The 19,636-nt window shown below is 73.7% G+C and carries 12 protein-coding genes; 8 read left to right on the top strand and 4 right to left on the bottom strand.

What is annotated here, in order from left to right; all coding sequences use genetic code 11:
• Positions 1–324 precede the first annotated feature (324 nt).
• The 5 genes from ACZ7MY_RS25365 (at position 325) to ACZ7MY_RS25385 (ending at position 10,977) form a co-directional block, all read left to right on the top strand.
• Positions 325–525, top strand: a complete 201-nt coding sequence (locus tag ACZ7MY_RS25365) for a hypothetical protein (RefSeq protein ID WP_499604999.1) — start codon at positions 325–327, stop codon at positions 523–525.
• A 161-nt stretch (positions 526–686) separates the two neighbouring features.
• On the top strand, positions 687–3,566 hold the full coding sequence (gene topA, locus ACZ7MY_RS25370; protein ID WP_499605001.1) for a type I DNA topoisomerase: 2,880 nt from the start codon (positions 687–689) through the stop codon (positions 3,564–3,566).
• Positions 3,567–3,644: 78 nt separating this feature from the next.
• Positions 3,645–6,695, top strand: a complete 3,051-nt coding sequence (gene tmk, locus ACZ7MY_RS25375; RefSeq protein ID WP_499605003.1) for a dTMP kinase — start codon at positions 3,645–3,647, stop codon at positions 6,693–6,695.
• A gap of 242 nt (positions 6,696–6,937) precedes the next feature.
• Positions 6,938–10,180 (top strand): ATP-binding protein, encoded by a 3,243-nt coding sequence (locus ACZ7MY_RS25380; RefSeq protein WP_499605005.1) that lies wholly within the window; start codon positions 6,938–6,940, stop codon positions 10,178–10,180.
• 98 nt (positions 10,181–10,278) lie between these two features.
• On the top strand, positions 10,279–10,977 hold the full coding sequence (locus tag ACZ7MY_RS25385) for a DsbA family oxidoreductase (protein ID WP_499605006.1): 699 nt from the start codon (positions 10,279–10,281) through the stop codon (positions 10,975–10,977).
• A gap of 25 nt (positions 10,978–11,002) precedes the next feature.
• Here the strand turns inward: ACZ7MY_RS25385 and ACZ7MY_RS25390 are convergent, their stop codons facing one another.
• Together ACZ7MY_RS25390 and ACZ7MY_RS25395 are read right to left on the bottom strand one after the other, a co-directional pair.
• Positions 11,003–12,859, bottom strand: a complete 1,857-nt coding sequence (locus tag ACZ7MY_RS25390) for a sigma-70 family RNA polymerase sigma factor (RefSeq protein WP_499605008.1) — start codon at positions 12,857–12,859, stop codon at positions 11,003–11,005.
• 110 nt (positions 12,860–12,969) lie between these two features.
• Complete coding sequence (locus ACZ7MY_RS25395) at positions 12,970–13,665, bottom strand: TetR/AcrR family transcriptional regulator (protein ID WP_499605010.1); 696 nt, start codon at positions 13,663–13,665, stop codon at positions 12,970–12,972.
• 294 nt (positions 13,666–13,959) lie between these two features.
• Between ACZ7MY_RS25395 and ACZ7MY_RS25400 the strand changes: the two genes are divergently transcribed.
• Both ACZ7MY_RS25400 and ACZ7MY_RS25405 read left to right on the top strand, forming a co-directional pair.
• Positions 13,960–15,339, top strand: a complete 1,380-nt coding sequence (locus ACZ7MY_RS25400; RefSeq protein ID WP_499605012.1) for an NAD(P)/FAD-dependent oxidoreductase — start codon at positions 13,960–13,962, stop codon at positions 15,337–15,339.
• A 116-nt stretch (positions 15,340–15,455) separates the two neighbouring features.
• A complete protein-coding gene (locus ACZ7MY_RS25405; RefSeq protein ID WP_499605014.1) occupies positions 15,456–17,105 on the top strand; it encodes an ATP-binding SpoIIE family protein phosphatase in 1,650 nt (549 codons plus the stop codon).
• A 7-nt stretch (positions 17,106–17,112) separates the two neighbouring features.
• Here the strand turns inward: ACZ7MY_RS25405 and ACZ7MY_RS25410 are convergent, their stop codons facing one another.
• Complete coding sequence (locus ACZ7MY_RS25410) at positions 17,113–18,360, bottom strand: MFS transporter (protein ID WP_499605016.1); 1,248 nt, start codon at positions 18,358–18,360, stop codon at positions 17,113–17,115.
• A 116-nt stretch (positions 18,361–18,476) separates the two neighbouring features.
• On the opposite strand from ACZ7MY_RS25410, the gene ACZ7MY_RS25415 reads away from it, so the two are divergent.
• Entirely contained in the window at positions 18,477–19,040 is a 564-nt protein-coding gene (locus ACZ7MY_RS25415) for a MarR family winged helix-turn-helix transcriptional regulator (RefSeq protein ID WP_499605018.1), read from the top strand.
• 267 nt (positions 19,041–19,307) lie between these two features.
• Here the strand turns inward: ACZ7MY_RS25415 and ACZ7MY_RS25420 are convergent.
• The coding region (locus tag ACZ7MY_RS25420) for a hypothetical protein (RefSeq protein ID WP_499605020.1) at positions 19,308–19,636 on the bottom strand (329 nt) is incomplete at its 5' end.

The following is a 19,636-nucleotide window of genomic DNA, read 5'->3' on the forward strand; positions in this document are numbered from 1 at the left end:
GGACTCCCCCTGAGGATACGTTCGCTGTATCCGGACATCTTGTCAGGCGAGTCAAGGCGGTCCGGGGGGAGCGAGCGGTGCGCAGCACCGGCAGGGAACGCCGGAGGGGAGAGCGACGGGACCGTGGGAAGGAGCCGCCGGGAGGGTTCGCAGCCGGGTCCGCCCGGGTCCGCCGGAGCCGGGCCGAGGGCGCGGGAGCGAAAGGAATCGGCCAGGCCCTTTCGGGCGGAGTTCACCGGGGGTTCTTCCCGAAGCCGCCCCGGCGTGCCACTCTCCGTGCCTGCGGGGGGCATCGGTCATGGAGCGCGAGAGGGATCCGGGGGCATGTACATGGAAACCGCGCCAGGGATCTTCGCCGGGACGGTGTTCGCGGTTTTCGGGGCAGCCCTCCTGGCCTGGACCGTCACCCGGTCGCTGAAGCACCTGCCGGTGGTCCAAGGAGGGGGCCCGGTCTCGGTCGCCGTGGCAGGTTTCTTCGGGGTCGTTTCGCTTCTTGTCGGGGTCTGGCTGTTCCTGATCCTCTGAGCTGGGCAAATCGGACATGGGCGGCAGTCCGTGCGGCAGACAGGACGCTTGTCGGGTTACCGTTCGAGTGGCGTTGCGGACTTTTCCCGTTTGACACGGGACCGGGATGTACGGTCACACTCCGCAGCGAGACCACCTTCGACCCGGAGAGAAGAGCGAAGTTGTCCCCGACCCGCGAGACCGCACAGGGCAGCGGCCGCCGACTCGTGATCGTCGAGTCGCCTGCCAAGGCGAAGACGATCAAGGGCTACCTCGGCCCCGGCTATGTCGTCGAGGCCAGCGTCGGGCACATCCGCGACCTCCCGAACGGGGCCGCCGAAGTGCCGGCGGAGTACAAGGGCCAGCCGTGGGCGCGGCTCGGCGTCAACGTCGACAGCGAGTTCCAGCCGATCTACGTCGTCAACGCGGACAAGAAGGCCCAGGTCAAGAAGCTGAAGGACCTGCTCAAGGAGTCGGACGAGCTCCTGCTCGCCACCGATGAGGACCGCGAGGGCGAGGCCATCGCCTGGCACCTGCAGGAAGTCCTCAAGCCCAAGGTCCCGGTCCGCCGGATGGTCTTCCACGAGATCACCAAGGACGCCATCCAGGAAGCCGTCCGCAACCCGCGCGAGCTGAACCAGACCCTCGTCGACGCCCAGGAGACCCGCCGCATCCTCGACCGCCTCTACGGTTACGAGGTCTCGCCGGTCCTGTGGAAGAAGGTCATGCCGCGGCTGTCGGCCGGCCGTGTCCAGTCCGTCGCCACCCGGCTCGTCGTCCAGCGCGAGCGCGAGCGGATCGCCTTCCGCTCCGCCGAGTACTGGGACCTCTCCGCGACCTTCGCCACCGGCCGGGCCGGTGACGCGACCGACCCGGGCACCTTCGGCGCCAAGCTCAGCTCCGTCGACGGCAAGCGCGTCGCCCAGGGCCGCGACTTCGGGTCGACCGGGCAGCTCCGCGAGGGCGCCGGCGTCCTCCACCTGGACGAGGCCGCCGCCCGCGCGCTCGCCGCCGCCCTGGAGAGCACGGCCTTCTCCGTCCGCTCGGTCGAGTCCAAGCCGTACCGTCGCTCGCCGTACGCGCCCTTCCGCACCACGACCCTGCAGCAGGAGGCCAGCCGCAAGCTCGGCTTCGGCGCCAAGGCCACCATGCAGGTCGCCCAGAAGCTGTACGAGAACGGCTTCATCACCTACATGCGTACGGACTCCACGACCCTGTCGGAGACCGCCATCGCCGCCGCCCGGGCCCAGGTCACCCAGCTGTACGGCGCCGACTACCTGCCGGACAGGCCCCGCGTCTACGCGGGCAAGGTCAAGAACGCCCAGGAGGCGCACGAGGCGATCCGCCCCTCGGGTGATCGTTTCCGCACCCCCGCAGAGACGGGCCTGACCGGCGACCAGTACCGCCTGTACGAGCTGATCTGGATGCGCACCGTCGCCTCCCAGATGAAGGACGCGGTCGGCCAGTCCGTCACCGTCAAGGTCGGCGGCCGCGCCGCCGACGGCCGGGACGCCGAGTTCTCCGCCTCCGGCAAGATCATCACCTTCCACGGCTTCATGAAGGCCTACGTCGAGGGCGCCGACGACCCCAACGCCGAGCTCGACAGCAGCGAGCGCCGGCTGCCCGCCGTCACCGAGGGCGACGCCCTCACCGCGCGGGACATCACCGCCGACGGCCACGCCACCAAGCCGCCCGCCCGCTACACCGAGGCCTCCCTGGTCAAGGAGCTGGAAGAGCGCGAGATCGGACGTCCGTCGACGTACGCGTCGATCATCGGCACCATCCTCGACCGCGGCTACGTCTTCAAGAAGGGCACGGCCCTGGTGCCGTCCTTCCTCTCCTTCGCCGTGGTCGGCCTGCTGGAGAAGCACTTCGGCCGGCTCGTCGACTACGACTTCACCGCGCGGATGGAGGACGACCTCGACCGCATCGCCCGCGGCGAGGCCCAGGCCGTGCCGTGGCTGCGCCGCTTCTACTTCGGTGAGGGCGAGACCCCGGTCGGCGGCGCCGCCGACGCGGGCAACGGCGACGGCGACCACCTCGGCGGCCTGAAGGAGCTGGTCGAGGACCTCGGCGCCATCGACGCCCGCGAGGTGTCCTCCTTCCCCGTCGGCAACGGCATCGTGCTGCGCGTCGGCCGCTACGGCCCGTACGTGGAGAAGGCCGCCGAGACCGAGGGCGAGCCCGGGCAGCGTGCCGACGTCCCCGACGACATGCCGCCGGACGAGCTGACCGTCGAGCTCGCCGAGGAACTGCTGGCCAAGCCCAGCGGCGACTTCGAGCTGGGCGCCGACCCGGAGACCGGCCGCCAGATCGTCGCCAAGGACGGCCGCTACGGCCCGTACGTCACCGAGATCCTGCCCGAGGGCACCCCGAAGACCGGCAAGAACGCGGTCAAGCCGCGCACCGCCTCCCTTTTCAAGACGATGTCCCTCGACACGGTGACGCTGCAGGACGCGCTCAAGCTGATGTCGCTGCCGCGCGTCGTCGGCACCGACGCCGAGGGCGTCGAGATCACCGCGCAGAACGGCCGCTACGGCCCGTACCTGAAGAAGGGCACCGACTCGCGCTCCCTGGAGACCGAGGACCAGCTCTTCGCGATCACCCTCGACCAGGCCCTGGCGATCTACGCCCAGCCGAAGGTGCGCGGCCGCGCCGCGGCCAAGCCCCCGCTGAAGGAACTGGGCACGGACCCGGTCAGCGAGCGCCCCGTCGTCGTCAAGGACGGCCGCTTCGGCCCGTATGTCACCGACGGCGAGACCAACGCCACACTGCGCCGTGACGACGACGTCGAGACGATCACGCCCGAGCGCGGCTACGAGCTCCTCGCCGAGAAGCGGGCCAAGGCCCCCGCCAAGAAGACGGCGAAGAAGGCCGTCGCCAAGAAGGCCCCGGCGAAGAAGACGACGACCGCGACCAAGACCGCGGCGAAGAAGACGGCCGCCAAGACCACCGCGGCGAAGAAGACCGCGGCGGCGAAGACGACCGCCAAGAAGACCGCCGCCAAGGCCAGGACCACGGCGAAGAGGGCCGCGTCCGCGGCCGCGGAGCCCGCCGAGTAGTCCCCGCGGGACCGCGCCGCGGGCGCGGTCCCGGCAGGCGCCCTCCGGCACGGCACCCGGTCCCGATAGGCTGGCGGAATGACGCGATCCGAGCAGCCGACGGACACGTTCGCCGACGAACTGGAAGCCGACTCACGGCAGCGCGCCGTGGGCGCGCTCCTGAAGGTCCCGCCCCTGCGCAAACTGTGGGGCGCCCAGCTGACCGGTACCGTCGGCGACCGCCTCGCCCTGTTGGTCCTGGCCGTCCTGACGGCGCAGGCCGCCGTGGGCGCGCAGTCCTTCGGCGGCGGTTACCGCGGAGCGGCCTTCGCCGTCGCGGCCGTCCTCGGGGCGCGCGTCCTGGCCGCCCTGCTCTTCGGCGCGGTACTGCTCGGCCCGCTGGGCTCGCTCACCGGCCCCGGCGGCCTGCTCGACCGCCGGTGGACGATGATCGGCTCCGACGTCGTACGCCTCGCGCTGCTGATCGTCGCCCCGCTGTGGATCGACTGGGTGCCGGGCGACGCCGTCGCCTGGCTGCTGGTCACCGTCTTCCTCACCGGGGTGGCCGAGCGCCTGTGGACGGTCGCCAAGGACGGCGCGGCCCCCGGCCTGCTGCCCGCGCCCGCGCCGGGCGCAGGAACGGTACGTCCGCTGCCCGACCGCCTTGACGCGCTGCGCCGCCTCGACCAGCGCACCGGCTTCGTCGCCTTCCCGATCGCGGCCGCGAGCCTGGTCGTCGTCACGCTCGTCGGCAACCTGATCGGCCTCGGCGTCGACTGGTTCGGGCTCCACCAGGCCGCGCTCGCCTCCTACGTCGCCGCCGGGCTGTTCGCGGCCTCCGGCGCCGTCCTCTACCTGCTGCAACTGCCGGGCGACCAGGCCACCCCGCTCCGCTCCCCGCTGCAGGGCCTGCGCAGCAACGACCGCGGGCGCACCGGCGCCGTACCGCTGCTGGTGCTCGGCACCGCCACCGTCGCCGGCGCCGTCGCGGCCGCCGTGGCACTCGCCGTACTGCACGCCGCAGACCTCGGCGGCGGCCCGGTCGGCTTCGGCCTCCTCGTGCTGGCGCTCACCGCCGGCCCCGTGCTCGGCATCCGGATCGCCCCGCACACCCTGCCGGGCCTGTCGCGGCGCCGCCTGCTGGCCATCGCCATCGCCGTCACCGGTCTGGCCCTGCTGCTGACCGGCATCGTGCCCGACCCGACGACCGTGCTGCTGCTGGCGCTGCTCGCCGGCGTCGCGGCCGGGATCACCGCCAACACCGGGCACGTCCTCATCGACCAGGAGACGGAGGAGTCCCGCCAGGCGCGCGCCACCGACCACCTCCACGCGGTCGTGCACCTGCTCATGGCGATCGGTGCCGTCGGCGCCCCCCTGCTGGCCGGCGGCATCGGCCCGCACCGCGTCGTCAACGGGCACTTCACCTTCGACCACGGCGGCGCCGCGTACGCCCTGATGCTCATCGGCGCGCTGCTGCTGCCCGTCGCCGCCCTCGTCCTCGGCAAGACCGACGACCGTCAGGGCGTGCCCCTGCGCCGCGACCTGCGCGAGGCCCTGCGCGGTGGCGAGCCCGAGCAGGCGCCCGCGCCCTCCGGTTTCTTCATCGCGGTCGAGGGCGGCGACGGGGCCGGCAAGTCCACCCAGGTCGAGGCCGTCGCCGAGTGGATCCGCGGCAAGGGCCACGAGGTCGTCGTCACCCGCGAGCCGGGCGCCACGGCCGTCGGCAAGCGGCTGCGCTCGATCCTGCTCGACGTCTCCAGCGGCGGGCTGTCCCACCGCGCCGAGGCCCTGCTCTACGCCGCCGACCGCGCCGAGCACGTCGACACCGTCGTCCGTCCCGCGCTGGAGCGCGGCGCGGTCGTCATCTCCGACCGCTACATCGACTCCTCCGTCGCCTACCAGGGCGCCGGGCGCGACCTCGCGCCGACCGAGATCGCCCGCATCTCCCGCTGGGCGACGGACGGACTCGTCCCGCACCTGACCGTCCTGCTCGACGTCACGCCCGAGGCGGCCCGCGAGCGCTTCACCGAGGCACCCGACCGGCTCGAGTCCGAGCCCGCCGAGTTCCACGAGCGCGTACGCACCGGCTTCCTCACCCTCGCCGCGGCCGACCCCGCGCGCTACCTGGTCGTCGACGCGGGCCAGGAGCCGGAGGCCGTCACGACGGCGATACGGCACCGTCTCGACGAGCTCCTCCCCCTGTCGGAGCAGGAGATCGAGGCCCGCGAGGAGGCCCGCCGCCGCGCCGAGGAGGAGGCCCGGCTGCGCGCCGAGGCCGAGGCCGCCCGCAAGGCCGAGGAGGAGCGGCTCGAACGCGAGCGCCAGGCCCAGCTGGAGAAGCTCCGCGCTGAGGAGGAGGAACGCCGCCGCCTCGCCGAGGAGACCGCCCGCCGCGAGGCCGAGGAGGCAGCGGCGGAGGAAGCCCGCCGCCAGGCCGAGGAGGCCCGCCGCCAGGCGGAGGAGGAGCGGGCCCGCCGCGAGGCCGAGGAACGCGTCCGCCGCGAGGAGCAGGAACGGCTGCGCCGCCAGGCCGAGGAGGAGGCCCGGCTGCGCGCCGAGGCCGAGGAGCGACGCGTCGAGCGCCAGCGCAAGGCCGAGGAGGCCCTGATGCGGGCCGAGCAGGCGCGCATCGAGGCGGAGGACACGACGCAGACGGTCGAGACCCCCCGCCCCCAAGCTCCGGAGGCCCCCCGGGCTGCGGCAGCCGCTGACGCGGAGACCGCCGTCCTGCGCGCGGTGCCCGTCGACGACGAGACGGCGGTCCTGCCGCCGGTCAAGCCGGCCTTCCCGGACTTCACGAAGCCTGTGGCGGCGCCGCGGATCGTGGATGCGGCGGATGCGGAGGAGACGGCGGTCCTGCCCTCGGTCGCGCCCGGCGCGGCGGACGAGACCGCTGTCCTGCCGGCCGTGCCCTCCGCGGACCGGGTGCCGCCCGGGATTTTCCGTCCGGAGGCGTCCGAGGCGTCCGAGGCGGCGACGTCCGGCGCGGCGGTGCGGGACGCGGACAACGAGCGCACGCGTGAGATGCCGTCCCTCCCGGAGGAGGGGCGCCGGTCGCGCCCCCGGCCCTCGTGGGCGGAGGAGACCCCGCTGGACGACCTTCCCTCTTTGGCTGACGAGTTGCTCGGGCGGCGCGACGAGGACGACTAACCCTTCCGGGGTGCCCCGTCGTGAGGCGGTGCCCCTTGGGGCCGGTTGTCGTGTGCGAGTCCGTTGCGCCTGCGGCGGGCGTCCGCCCGCCCTCCCTCCCTCCCCCAGCCTTCGGCCGGGGGAGGGAGGGAGGGTAGGGGAGAGACCCAACCCCGGCCACAGACGCCCCGCACCCCGCAAACGGCCGGAACCACACCCCCCCGGCACCGCGAGGCGGGGGTCCACACCGGGAGAATGGGCGGGTGCGGTACCTGATCCTCGGCGCCACGGAGGCGCATCGCCCCGGCGGCGCACCCGTGCCCCTGGGCACGGGCAAGCGGCTGCGGGCCCTGCTGGCCGCACTCGCGCTGCACGCCCCGCACGCGGTGTCCCCGGACGCCCTGATCGCCGAGGTGTGGGGCGGCGAGGGCGACGAGCCGCCCCAGGACGCGTCCGGCGCGCTGCAGGCGCTCGTGTCGAGGCTGCGCCGCGCCCTCGGGGCAGGGGACGCGGGCGGCGGCAGGGACATCGTCGCCTCCGGGCCCGCCGGCTACCGGCTGATCACGGACACCCCGGACGACGTCGACCTCCAGCTCTTCGAGCGCCTGGTGCGCGAAGGCAGTGCCGCGCTCGACGCCGGCGACCCCGCGACCGCCGCGCAGACCCTGGAGGCCGCGCTCGCGCTGTGGCGCGGCCCCGCGCTGGCGGACCTGCCCGACCGGGGTTCGGCCGCCGCCCGGGCGGAGGACCTGCGGCTGACCGCGACGTACCGCCGGGTCGAGGCGTGCCTCGCCCTCGGCCGAGCCGCCGAACTGCTGCCGCAGCTGCGCGGGCTGGTCGCCGAGCACCCGTTGCACGAGCCGTTCCGGGCGCAGTTGATACGGGCGCTGACCGCGACGGGCCGCCCCGCCGACGCCCTGGCGGCGTACGAGGACACCCGGCTGGCCCTCGCCGACCGCCTCGGCACCGACCCGGGCCCCGAACTCAGGACGCTGCACGCCCGGTTGCTGACCGCCGGGCCGCCGCAGCCGCCCCCCGGCGCGCCGCCCCGGAACGGGAACCTGCGGGCCCGTCTCACCAGCTTCGTCGGCCGCGAGGCAGAACTGCGTTCGCTGCGCGCCAGCCTGACCGACGGCGCGCACCGACTGCTGACGCTGACCGGCCCCGGCGGCTCCGGCAAGACCCGGTTGTCGCAGGAGGCGGCGGCCGCGGTGACGGGGTCCTCCGCCTATCCGGACGGCGTGTGGCTGGCGGAGTTCGCGCCGTTGGAACGTCCCGCCGCCGTGCCGGACGCCGTGCTGAGCGCGATCGGGCGCCGTGACACGGCCGTGCTGGCCGCGGCCCGCGAGGTGCGCAGCGCGGGCCAGGAGGCCGACCCGGCCGCACGGCTGCTGGAGCACTGCGCGCAGCGCCGCATGCTGCTGGTGCTCGACAACTGCGAGCACGTCATCGACGCGGCGGCCGCGCTCACCGACCAACTGCTCGCCGCCTGCCCCGGGGTGACCGTGCTCGCCACGAGCCGGGAACCGCTGGGCCTGCCCGGCGAGACGGTGCGCCCGGTCGAGCCGCTGCCGCTGCCGACCGCGCACCGGTTGTTCGTGGAACGGGCGGCGGGGGTGCGCCCGGGCTTCGACGCGGACCGCGACCACGCGGAGGCGGTGGACGAGATCTGCCGCCGTCTCGACGGGCTGCCGCTGGCCATCGAACTGGCCGCCGCACGGCTGCGGGTGCTCACGCCGCGGCAGATCGCGGAGCGCCTCGACGACCGCTTCCGGCTGCTGACCGGGGGCAGCCGTACCGCGCTGCCCCGCCAGCAGACGCTGCGCGCGGTCGTCGACTGGAGCTGGGACCTGCTCGGCGCGGCGGAGCGTACGGCGCTGCGCCGGCTGAGCGTCTTCGCGGGCGGCTGCACGCTGCAGGCGGCGGAGGCCGTGTGCGGGGAGGAGGCGCTGGAGCTGATCGGCCAGCTCGTGGACAAGTCCCTGGTCGTCGTCGACCACGGCGCGCGGGAGGTGCGCTACCGGCTGCTGGAGACGATCCACGAGTACGCCGCCGAGCGCGCCGCCGAGGACCCGGCCGACCTCGCGGCGGCGGCCCGCCGGCACACCGCGTACTTCACGGACTTCGCCCGCACCGCCGACTCCGCCATGCGCGGCCCCGACCAGCTGGTCTGGGCGGCCCTCGTGGAGGCGGACCTGGACAACGTGCGGGCCGTGCTGCACCGGACGATCGACGCGGGCGAGGAGGACGAAGCGATCGGACTGGCCCTGGCCATGGGCTGGTTCTGGTGGCTGCGCAACTTCCGCGACGAGGCACGCGAGTGGTTGGTCCGGCTCATCGCCATGGCCGACGTGCCGGACGGCCCGGACGCCCCGGGTTTCTGGCCGCGCATGAACCTGCGGCTGCTCCACCTCTTCGTCGTCAGCGACACCATGCCCCGCGAGGAGATGCAGAGCCCGCAGATGCTGGCGCTGGCCTCGCGGATCATCGAGGTCTACAGCGTGCCGGGCCCGCACTCCACGCGCTTCCCGGGCATCCTGTGGCCGTTCTCCGACTACGTCGTGGGCCGTTACGAGTCCATCCGGAAGCACGCGGACGCCATGGTGGCGGCGTGCCGCGTGTACGGCGGCGAGTGGGAGCTCGCGGCCGCGCTGATGTTCCGTACGCACATCACGATCGACCTCCCCGGCGGGCTCCCCCGGGCCGACGCGGACTGGCCGGAGCTGCTGGAGCTGAGCGAGCGGCTCGGCGACCGCTGGATGCGCGCCCAGGTCTGCGAGGCCGGCGCCGAGATGGCGCTGGCGTACGGCGACTACCCCGCGGCCCGCGCGGACCTGGAGGAGGCGCTGCGGCTCGGCGCCGAGCTGGGTGCCCACGTGGAGGGCATCTTCGTCCGTTCCCGGCTGGGCGAACTGGCCCACCGGGAGGGTGACGACGAAGGGGCCGAGAGGCTGCTGCGCCGGGCCGGTGAGGAGGCCGAGCAGTACGGCTTGTGGGATGCCCGCGCCTACGTCCGGGCGTTGCTGGCGACGATCCTGCTGCGCCGCGGTGAGGTCGGCGGGGCCCGCGAGCTGGTCGAACTAGCCCGGGGAGAGGGCCGCCTGGGCACGCCGCCGCCGGACTTCGAGCTGCTCGTGGCGGGCCTCGCGGCCCGGGTGGCCGCCGCCGAGGGCGACAGGGCGGGCGCCCTGGCAGGGTTCGCGCAGGCGCTGCGCACGGGGCTCGACGGCTTCTGCGCCGAACCGCGCCTGGCAGCCGTGGCCGAGTACGCAGCGGAGGTGCTGGTCGCCGTCGGTGATCCCGGGCGGGCCGCCCGGCTGCACGGGGCGGCCGACGGACTGCGGGCGGGTCTGCCGCGTCCGGTCCCGGAGGAGGAGGGGGTACGCGCCGCCGAGGCGGCGGCCCGGGCGGCGCTGGGGAACGGGCCGTACGAGCGGGCCCGCGCCGCCGGCCGGGACCTGGGCGGCGAGGGCGCGTACGCGCTGCTGGCCGGCGCGACGACCTGACCGCGCGGTGTGGACCGGATGGCCGGGGAATGGCCGGGGACGAGCCCTTCGTTGCGTGGTTGAGGACTTCAACTGACGGATTCGGTGACGGAGAGAGCATGAAGGTCGAGATCTACAGCGACATCGCCTGCCCCTGGTGCTACGTCGGCAAGCGCCGTTTCGAGCGGGCGCTGGCCGCCTTCCCCCAGGCCGACCAGGTCGAGGTGGTCTACCGTCCCTTCCAGCTCGTCCCCGACAAGTCCGAGACCCCCGAGCCGCACCGCGCCTACCTCAACGAGCGCTACGGCCCGCAGTCCGCGGCGATGGACGCCCGGCTGGAGGAGCTCGGCCGCGCCGAAGGCCTGGCCTTCGACTTCGACCGCGCCATCGAGAACAACACCCTGCTCGCCCACCGCCTGCTGTGGCACGCCCTGAACGCCTACGGTGCCCGTGAGCAGGCCGCGCTCAAGGACCGGCTGCTCGTGGCCCACTTCGCGGAGGGCGCGGACGTCGGCGACCGCGACACCCTGGCCGCGCTCGCCGCCGGGGCCGGCCTCGACCGCGACCGTGCCGCGGCGTTCCTCGCCTCCGACGAGGGCCTCGCGGAGGTGCTCGCCGAGATCGACGACGCCCGCGGGATCGGGGTGAACGCCGTTCCGACCTTCGTCTTCGAGGGCAAGTGGGCGGTTCAGGGCGGCCAGGAGTCCTCGACCTTCCTGCGCGTGCTGGAACAGGTCGCCCGGGAGACCGGTGCCGTGCCGGCCGCCCCCGCGGCGGACGCGTGCGCCGACGGCGCGTGTGAGGTCCCCGCCGGCTGAACCGGCGGGGAGCCGCGGCGACGGCTCAGCCGCAGCTGATCCTCGACAGCGCCCAGTCCGCGACGTTCACCACGTGGAACCTGCGCGTCGGCTCGACCGTCAGCCGGATGCTGCGGTTGCCGGCGATCGGCACGTGCACCGGCACGCCGGGGTCACCGCTGCGCAGTACCTCGGAGCGCCACAGCCGGCCGTGGTCGCCGTGGACCGAGAAGCGGGCCGCGCCGAAGCCCAGCGCGAGGTCGTCGATGCCGACGACGGCGTCGAAGGCGGTGCAGGAGCGGTTGAGGTCGATGGTGACGGAGGCCGGCGCGCCGACCGTGACGCCGTCGGGGTAGCGCGTGCCGTCGATGCCGAGGCCCCAGCGCCGCCAGACCCAGTCGCCGATCCGGATCGTGGGCCGGTCCGCGGTGCCGACGGCGTCGTACCCGAGCCCGCTCAGCCGGTAGACCACCGGCTCGGGCACCGGAGTGGGCGTCGGGGTGGGCGTGGGTGTGGGCTCCGGGGTACGGCTGGGCGGCGGCGCGCTCGGCGCGGCGGGCGTGGGAGCCGCTTCCTCGACGGGACGTGCCGGAGGCGTGGGCGCCTGGGGGGCGGCCCGTACCGGGGTCCGCACGGACGGGGTCGGGCTCGGCGCGGGGGAACGCCGGGGCGGCGAGGGGGTGGGCGGCGGCGCCGGTAGGGCCGGCGCGGCCGAGGGCCTGCTCTCCGCCTGCGGCTGCGGGGTGCTGTCGTCCCCGGTCAGGGCGATCGCCACCACGGCGCCGGCCGCGGCGAGCGCCAGCCCCGCGGCCACCGCGATCTTCACCGGCGCGGCGGCCCCCTCGGCGGCCGCCGCACCACCGGCACCCGCCGCGGCGCCACCGCCCGAGCCGCTGGAAGCGGCGGCGGCCGCTGCGCCCGCGCCGGCACCGGCCGCCGCACCGCCCGCGGCGATGCCCGCCGCCTTCGCCGCGTACGCGGCGCCGAACCAGCCGACGACCGCGACCGGCAGCAGCCCCTTGAGCGCCGCGTTCACGTCCGCCAGCTCCGCCGCCGCCAGGCGGCACTTGGCGCATTCCTCCAGGTGCTTGCGCAGTTCCCGGTCGGCCCGCATCCGCAGACCGCCGCGGGCGTGCGCGCCGAGCCGGTCCGCGTAGCGGGCGCAGGCCCCCTCGGCGGTCAGCGAGGACGACACGTGCGCCTGCAGGTAGGCCTGGCGCAGTCCCTCGCGGGCCCGGTGCGCCAGGACGGCCGTGGCGTTGGCGGTCAGCCCGAGCAGCGGCGCGATCTTGCTGGGCGACTCCTCCTCGACCGCGGTGTGCCACAGCACCGCCTGCCAGCGCTCGGGGAGAGTGCGGAAGGCCTGGATGGCCAGCGAGCGTTCGGCCTCGTGCATGGCGCGCACGTCCGCACCCAGTTCCTGGGTGCCCTCGGCCGCCGCGGCGCCGGCCGACGTGACCGCGAACAGCGCGAAGTCGTCGACCAGTTGCTCCCGCTTGGCGGTGGTGCCCCAGGACGCGGCCACCCGCCGCACCGTGGTCAGCAGGTAGGCGCGCACCGCGGCGTCCGGACCGCTGCCGCCGCGGATCGCCTGCAGCGTACGGGCGAAGACCTCGCCGGTCAGGTCCTCCGCGGTGTGCCGGTCACGGCAGCAGCCGCGCGCGTAGCGCCGTACGGCCGCGACGTGCCGCCGGTACAGCTCCTCGTACGCGCTGTCGTCGCCGTCGCGCACACGGGCGACCAGGTCGGCGTCGGACAGCTCCGCGCCGGGGGCGTCCGCGGCCTCCGGAGGGCGTTCCTCGAGCGGCTCCCGCTGCCCCGGTACGCGGCCGGACGGCGGGCCCCCACCGGAGTCCGCCCCCGCCTCCGCGGGCGGACCGGACTCCCCGTTTCCTTCATCCACGGGCGTAAGCGTGGCACACCCGTACCGTCCGGCGACCTGTCAAGCACCAGAACCACCCGTCCGGGGAGTTTCACCCCCCGGACGCGGGTCATCACCTGTACGGGTCAGCCTCACGCGCCCGGACGGGAGCGCAGCCCCTCCAGCAGGATGTCGAGCAACCGCGCCGAGGCGGCGGCCTGTTGGGCCGGATCCGGCAGTGACGGCGCGGAGGTGGCGATCACCAGCAGCACGTCGGCCACCGACACGTCCGCGCGCAGCTCGCCGGCCGCCCGCGCCCGCTCCACCAGCTGCCCGACGACGTCCAGCAGCGTGGCTATCCCGGCGCCCGACGCGATGTCGTCGGCCCCGCCCCGCTGCTGCGGCACACGCGTCCCGTCGGAGGCGCCGGCCGGCTGCACCTGCAGCACCTGCGGCGGCAGCAGCCGCCCGGCGCCGGAGGCCACCGACGTGCGCAGGAAGCGCGACAGCGCCGACCAGGCCTCCTCCTCTTGGCCCAGGGCAGAACGCGCCTGCTCCGTCAGCCGTGCCGTCTCCTCCTCGGCTATCCGGCGTACCAGCACGTCCTTGCTGGGGAAGCGCCGGTAGACGGTGCCGACACCCACCCGGGCCCGTCGTGCCACGTCCTCCATCGGCGCGCCGTAGCCCAGCTCGCCGAAGACCTCGCGGGCGGCCCGCAGGACGTGCTCGAGGTTGCGCTGCGCGTCCACGCGCAGCGGGGACGTACGGCTCCCGCCGCCCCTCACGCCCGTATCCGGATGGCCGCTGACGGTAGCGGTCATCGCCCACTGAGAGTCCTGGATATGCATATGTGTATCCCCCGGTTGATCGCGTCTCCCCCCGGAGACTCCCCACCCCATGATCGCCGGGCGGCGGCGGACGGCGCCGCGCGTGCACCCCGGCGGGATACGAACATAGTTGAGCCCCGGTCAAGAATGAAGGGGGAGCCCGCCCACGATCGGAGTACCGGGGCCGCCGATTCTCCTTCCCGGCACTTCAGACCGGTCAGCAACCCGCCCGTGACCTGCCGGGGAACAGGATTCGGCCATTCATTGCCGTACGCCCTGTGGACAAACACCGATGGGTCATTGCCTCATGGGACGATGGCAGCACTCAAAGGGCCGTCCGGCGCGGCAGAAGAATCCGGGATTCCGCGCATCCTGGTCGTCGGCGGCGGTTATGTGGGCATGTACACCGCTTTGCGGCTGCAACGCAGGCTGAAACACGACGAGGCGGAAATCGTCGTGGTCGACCCGCAGCCCTACATGACCTACCAGCCCTTCCTGCCCGAGGCGGCGGCCGGATCCATCTCGCCCCGCCACGTCGTGGTGCCCCTGCGCCGGGTGCTGGACCGCTGCACGCTGGTCGTCGGCGAGGCGCGGCGCATCGACCACGGCAAGCGGGTCGCCACGCTCACCACCCTCGCCTCCGAGGAGGAGGGCTCCGCCGCGCTGGAGCTGCCGTACGACCACCTGGTGCTGGCCCCCGGCTCGGTCTCCCGGACCCTGCCCATCCCCGGCCTCGCCGAGCACGGCATCGGCTTCAAGACCGTGGAGGAGGCCGTCGGGCTGCGCAACCACGTCCTGGAGCAGCTCGACATCGCCTCCTCCACCCGCGACGTCGAGGTCCGCGACGCGGCCCTGACCTTCGTCTTCGTCGGCGGCGGCTACGCGGGCGTGGAGGCCCTCGGCGAGCTGGAGGACATGGCCCGCTACGCCGTGCGCTACTACCACAACGTCGAGGCCGACGACCTGAGGTGGATCCTCGTCGAGGCCACCGGCCGCATCCTCCCCGAGATCGGCGAGGAGATGGGCACGTACGCCGTCCGCGAGCTGCGCGGCCGCAACGTCGACATCCGCCTGAACACCCGGCTGGAGTCCGTCGAGAACCGCGTCGCCGTGCTCGACGACGGCTCCCGCCTGCCGACCCGCACGCTGGTGTGGACGGCCGGCGTCAAACCGCACCCCGTGCTGTCCCGCACCGACCTGCCCCTGAACGGCCGTGGCCGGATCACGTGCACCGCGGACCTGCGGATCGCCGGCACCGAGGGGGCCTGGGCCGCCGGCGACGCCGCCGCCGTCCCGGACCTCACCTCCGACGACCCCGGGGCGGTCTACGCGCCCAACGCCCAGCACGCCCTGCGCCAGGCCCGCGTCCTGGCCGACAACATCGTCGCGAGCCTGCGCGGCGAGCCCCTGACCGACTACCGTCACGAGTACGTGGGCTCGGTCGCCTCGCTCGGTCTCCACAAGGGCGTGGCGCAGGTCTACGGGCGCAAACTCAAGGGCTATCCCGCCTGGTTCATGCACCGCGCGTACCACCTCAGCCGGATGCCCACCTTCAACCGCAAGGCGCGCATCCTGGCCGAATGGGTCCTGTCCGGGCTCTTCAAACGGGAGATCGTCTCGCTCGGCTCGCTGGAGAACCCCCGCGCCGAGTTCGAGCTCGCCGCGGAGACCGGACGCAAGCCCGACGCGCCCTGACCGCCAGTGCGGATGCGGTGGCCGATTCCCCCGGAGCGGTGGGTCGGCCACACTGGACCCGTGACCAAGCGTGCGCCAGCACCTGCAAAGAGTGACAAATACGAGGAATCGGACGTTTGAACCTCACGCGTTGGAGCGCCCGGCTCCCCGGAACACAACGACGCAATGCCCAGGCGGCGGCCGCCGGTGCCGAACCCCCGTCCGGCGGAGCGGTCCCCGCGGCGCGCGGCGAGGCCGCCGAGCACCCCGACGCGCCGGCGCACACCCTCGACGCCCTCCCCGTACGCGAGGTGCTGGGCAGGCTGCCCGCCCTCATCGCGGTCACGCACGGGCCCAGCCACCACCTCGGGTACGTCAACGGGTCCTGGACCGAGGTCTTCGGCCCCCGCACCCCCGGGGAGCCCGCCCGCGAGTCCCTGCCCGAACTCGCCGGACTCGGCCTGCTCCCCCTGATGGACCAGGTCTTCCGCAGCGGCAAGCCGCGCACCGTCAAGGCCCGCAAGGTCGCCACCGCCACCCGTCAGGGTTACTTCACCCTCACCTGCAGCCCCGTCCCGGTGAAGGACGGCGGCGACACCGGCGGCGTCCTGGTCTTCGCCACCGACGTCACCGACCAGGTGCAGGCCACGGAACGCCTGCGCGAGAGCGAGCGCCGCCTCCACGCGACCGCCGTCACGCTGCAGCGCAGCCTGCTCCCCCAGGAACTCGAACAGCCCGACGACCTGCGCGTCGCCGCCACCTACCAGCCCGGCGGCACCGACGCCGCCGTCGGCGGCGACTGGTACGACGTCATCACCCTCGGCGCCGGCCGCACCGCCCTTGTCATCGGCGACGTGATGGGCCGCGGCGTGCGCGCCGCCGCCGTCATGGGCCAGCTCCGCACCGCGGTCCGCGCCTACGCCCGCCTCGACCTGCCCCCGCACGAGGTCATCCAGCTCCTCGACGGCCTCGCCGCCGAGATCGACGCCACCCAGATCGCCACCTGCGTCTACGCCGTCCACGACCCCAGCGAGGGACGGCTGTCCTACGCCTCCGCCGGCCACCTGCCGATCGTCGTCCGCGACGCCGACGGCACCGTCCGCCGCGCCGACGAGCCCACCGGACCGCCGCTGGGCACCGGCGGCTGGGTCCACACCTCCGGCTCCATCCCCATCGGGCCGGGCGCCACCGCCGTGCTCTACACCGACGGACTCATCGAGCGCCGCGGCGAGGACATCGACGAGGGCGTCGCCGCCCTGATGAACGCCCTCGGCGGCGCCACCGGCAGCCCCCAGGTCATCTGCGACCGCCTGCTGCGCGCCCTCGGCGTCACCTCCGAGCACGCCGACGACGTCGCCGTGCTCGTCATGCAGTACCCGCAGCGCGAGGGCAACGACTCCGAGCTGTTCCGCAACGCCTCCCTGGAACTGCTCGGCGGCATCGAGGCGGCCCCCCGCGCCCGCGCCTTCGCCCAGGGCGTGCTGACCTCCTGGCGGTTCCCCGTGGAACTCGTCGACCTCGGCGTCCTCGCGGCCAGCGAACTGGTCGCGAACTCCCTCCAGCACGGCGTCCCGCCCATGCGGCTGCGACTGCGCCGCACCGACCGGCGCCTGATCATCGAGGTCACCGACGGCGACGACCACCTGCCGCGCCGCCGGCGCGCCGAACCGGCCGACGAGGCCGGCCGGGGCATCTCCATCATCGCCACCATCGCCTCCGCCTGGGGGTCCCGCCGGACCCCCGGCGGCGGCAAGGCGGTGTGGTGCGAGTTCGCGCTCCCCACCTGACGGGGCATCACGCGGCGAGCACGGGCTCCCGCATCGGCGCGTCCTGCCCGACCGTCAGGCGCCGGCCCAGCCGCACCGACAGCACGCTGACCGCCAGCGAGCACGCGACCAGCATCACGATGTACTCGGCGTACATCCCGCTGCCCGCCATCAGCCCGCCGACCGCCGGCCCCACGGCCAGCGCCAGCTGCTTCACCAGCGCGAACGCCGAGTTGTACTGCCCGACCATCCGCTCCGGCGCCATGTCCGCCACCAGCGGCGCGACCGTCGGCGACAGCATCGCCTCACCGAGCCCGAACAGCGCGTACGTGGCGATGAGCATCGCCGTCGCGATCCCGTGCGCCGAGCCCGTCAGCCCGGACAGCCCGGCGACCACCCACGCCAGCGCCCACAGCAGGCCGACCGCCGCGATCACCCGGCTGCGCCGCCGGCGCTCCACCGGCCGCAGGATGAGGAACTGCGCCACGACGATCGCCGCGGTGTTCGCCGCGAGGGCGATGCCCAGCGTCGCCGGCGACACCTTGGTCACCTCGACCGCGTACGCCGACAGCCCCGACTCGAACTGCCCGTAGCAGGCGAAGAACAGCACCCCGCCCAGCACGCACAGCTGCACCATCGCCCGGTCGGCGAACAGCGCGCGCCAGCCGCCGGCGGCCTTGTCCGCGGGCGCCGCCTCCAGGCGTGCCGCCCTCGGCAGCCGCACGGAGGCCGCGACGACGCCGAGCACCACGAACATCGCGGCCTCGATCGAGAACAGCAGCGTGAAGGAGCCCGGGCGCGAGGTGTCCACCAGCAGCCCGCCCAGCAGACCACCGACCCCCAGCCCGAGGTTGCTCAGGAAGAACTGCGTCGCGAAGGCCCGCGACCGGGTCCTCGGCGTGGAGCACCACACGATGAGCGTGGCCAGCGCCGGCTGCATCACGGCGATGCCCGCGCCCATCACCGCGGACGCGGCGATCACCAGGGGAGCGCTCGACACGAGCCCGAAGCCCATGGAGCCCACCGCCGCCGCGAACGCACCGGCCAGCAGCACGGGCAGCGGGCCGCTCCGGTCGATCGTCCGGCCGGTGAACGGCAGCACGGCGAGCGCCGCCACGGCGAACGCGGACAGCACGACACCCGCCGTGCCCGCTCCCAGGTCCCGGACCTGCGCCACGTAGACGAACAGGAACGGGACGGTGAAGCCGTTGCCGAACGCGCTCAGCGCGTTGCCCAGCTGGATCCGGCGCAGCGCGGCGCCCATCGCGGTGGTCACACTCACCCCTTAGGTCAGTAGTTCTCGAACTTGAAGACTTCAACTTTAAACTTCGAAGCTAAACAGTACATGCCGGAAGTCTTTAGGGCCAATGAGTTTCGTGGGACACTCCTGCCATGACGAGCGCAGCCGACGGCCCTGCCGGCACCCCGCAGGAGCTGGACCTCGACGAGCAGATCGCGATCTACCAGCGCGAATACCCCGAGGTGGACCCCCAGGTCGAGAAGATCGTCACGGCCCTGGGCAGGCTCAACCGCCGTATGAACGTGGGCTACAGCCGGCACCTGTCGGCGGTCGGCATCACCAGCGCCGAGTGGGAGGTCCTCAAGGCCCTTGTGGTCGTGGGCCGTCCGTACCGTCTCGGCCCCGGAGACCTCGCCAAGCGGCTCGGCCTCACCCCCGCGGCCATGACCCACCGCATCGACCGCATGGTCTCGGAGGGACTCGTCACCCGGGAGCGCGACGAGAGCAACCGCGTCCGCGTCATCGTCGAGCTCACCGACCTCGGCCGCAGCAAGTGGCTGGAGACGATGCGGATGGCCTCCGTCTTCGAGGCGGACCTCCTCCAGGACCTCGCCCCCGACGAACGCACCGGCCTCGGTGACCTGCTGACCCGACTCCTCCGCCGGGTCGAGGCCGCCCAGCCGGACGCCGGCGGCCGCCTGAAGGACCTCGACTGACCCCCCTGCCCTGGTTTGACAGACGTACGGGGGATCCGTAATGTTCTCCGAGTTGCCCGCCGGTGAACACCGGCTCCGGCCGGCCCCGGGCAGCCATCCCGCAGGACCCACTCGATGAACGGCCATGTGTCGTCTCGTTCGCGTGTGCGTTTTTCGGAATGAGGATCGAAGGAATTGCTCGATTGGCATCGGGCGCCACCGATCCGCTAATGTCTCACCGGTCGGAACGGCCCAACAGCCGCGATGACAAGCCCCGCTGACTGGGGATCAGCCCGGAAACGGTCTGATAGAGTCGGAAAAGCCGGAAAGCGAAAGCCCGAAGGCGAACCCCCTCCAGAGGGTGGCAGAGAAGGAAATCGGATCTGCTAAGCTGGAGACAACGAAGGGAAAGCCCGGAGGGGCCGGTGAAACGGTCTCGAAGGAAGCTTCCGTTCCTTGAGAACTCAACAGCGTGCCAAAAGTCAACGCCAGATATGTTGATACCCCGTCTCCGGACCATACGGTCTGGGGCGAGGTTCCTTTGAAGAAAAACACAGCGAGGACGCTGGGCACGTCGGGATCATTCCTCCCGATGGTGCCGCTCTCGTGAAGACATT

The organism is Streptomyces sp. NPDC111520 (assembly GCF_055635295.1).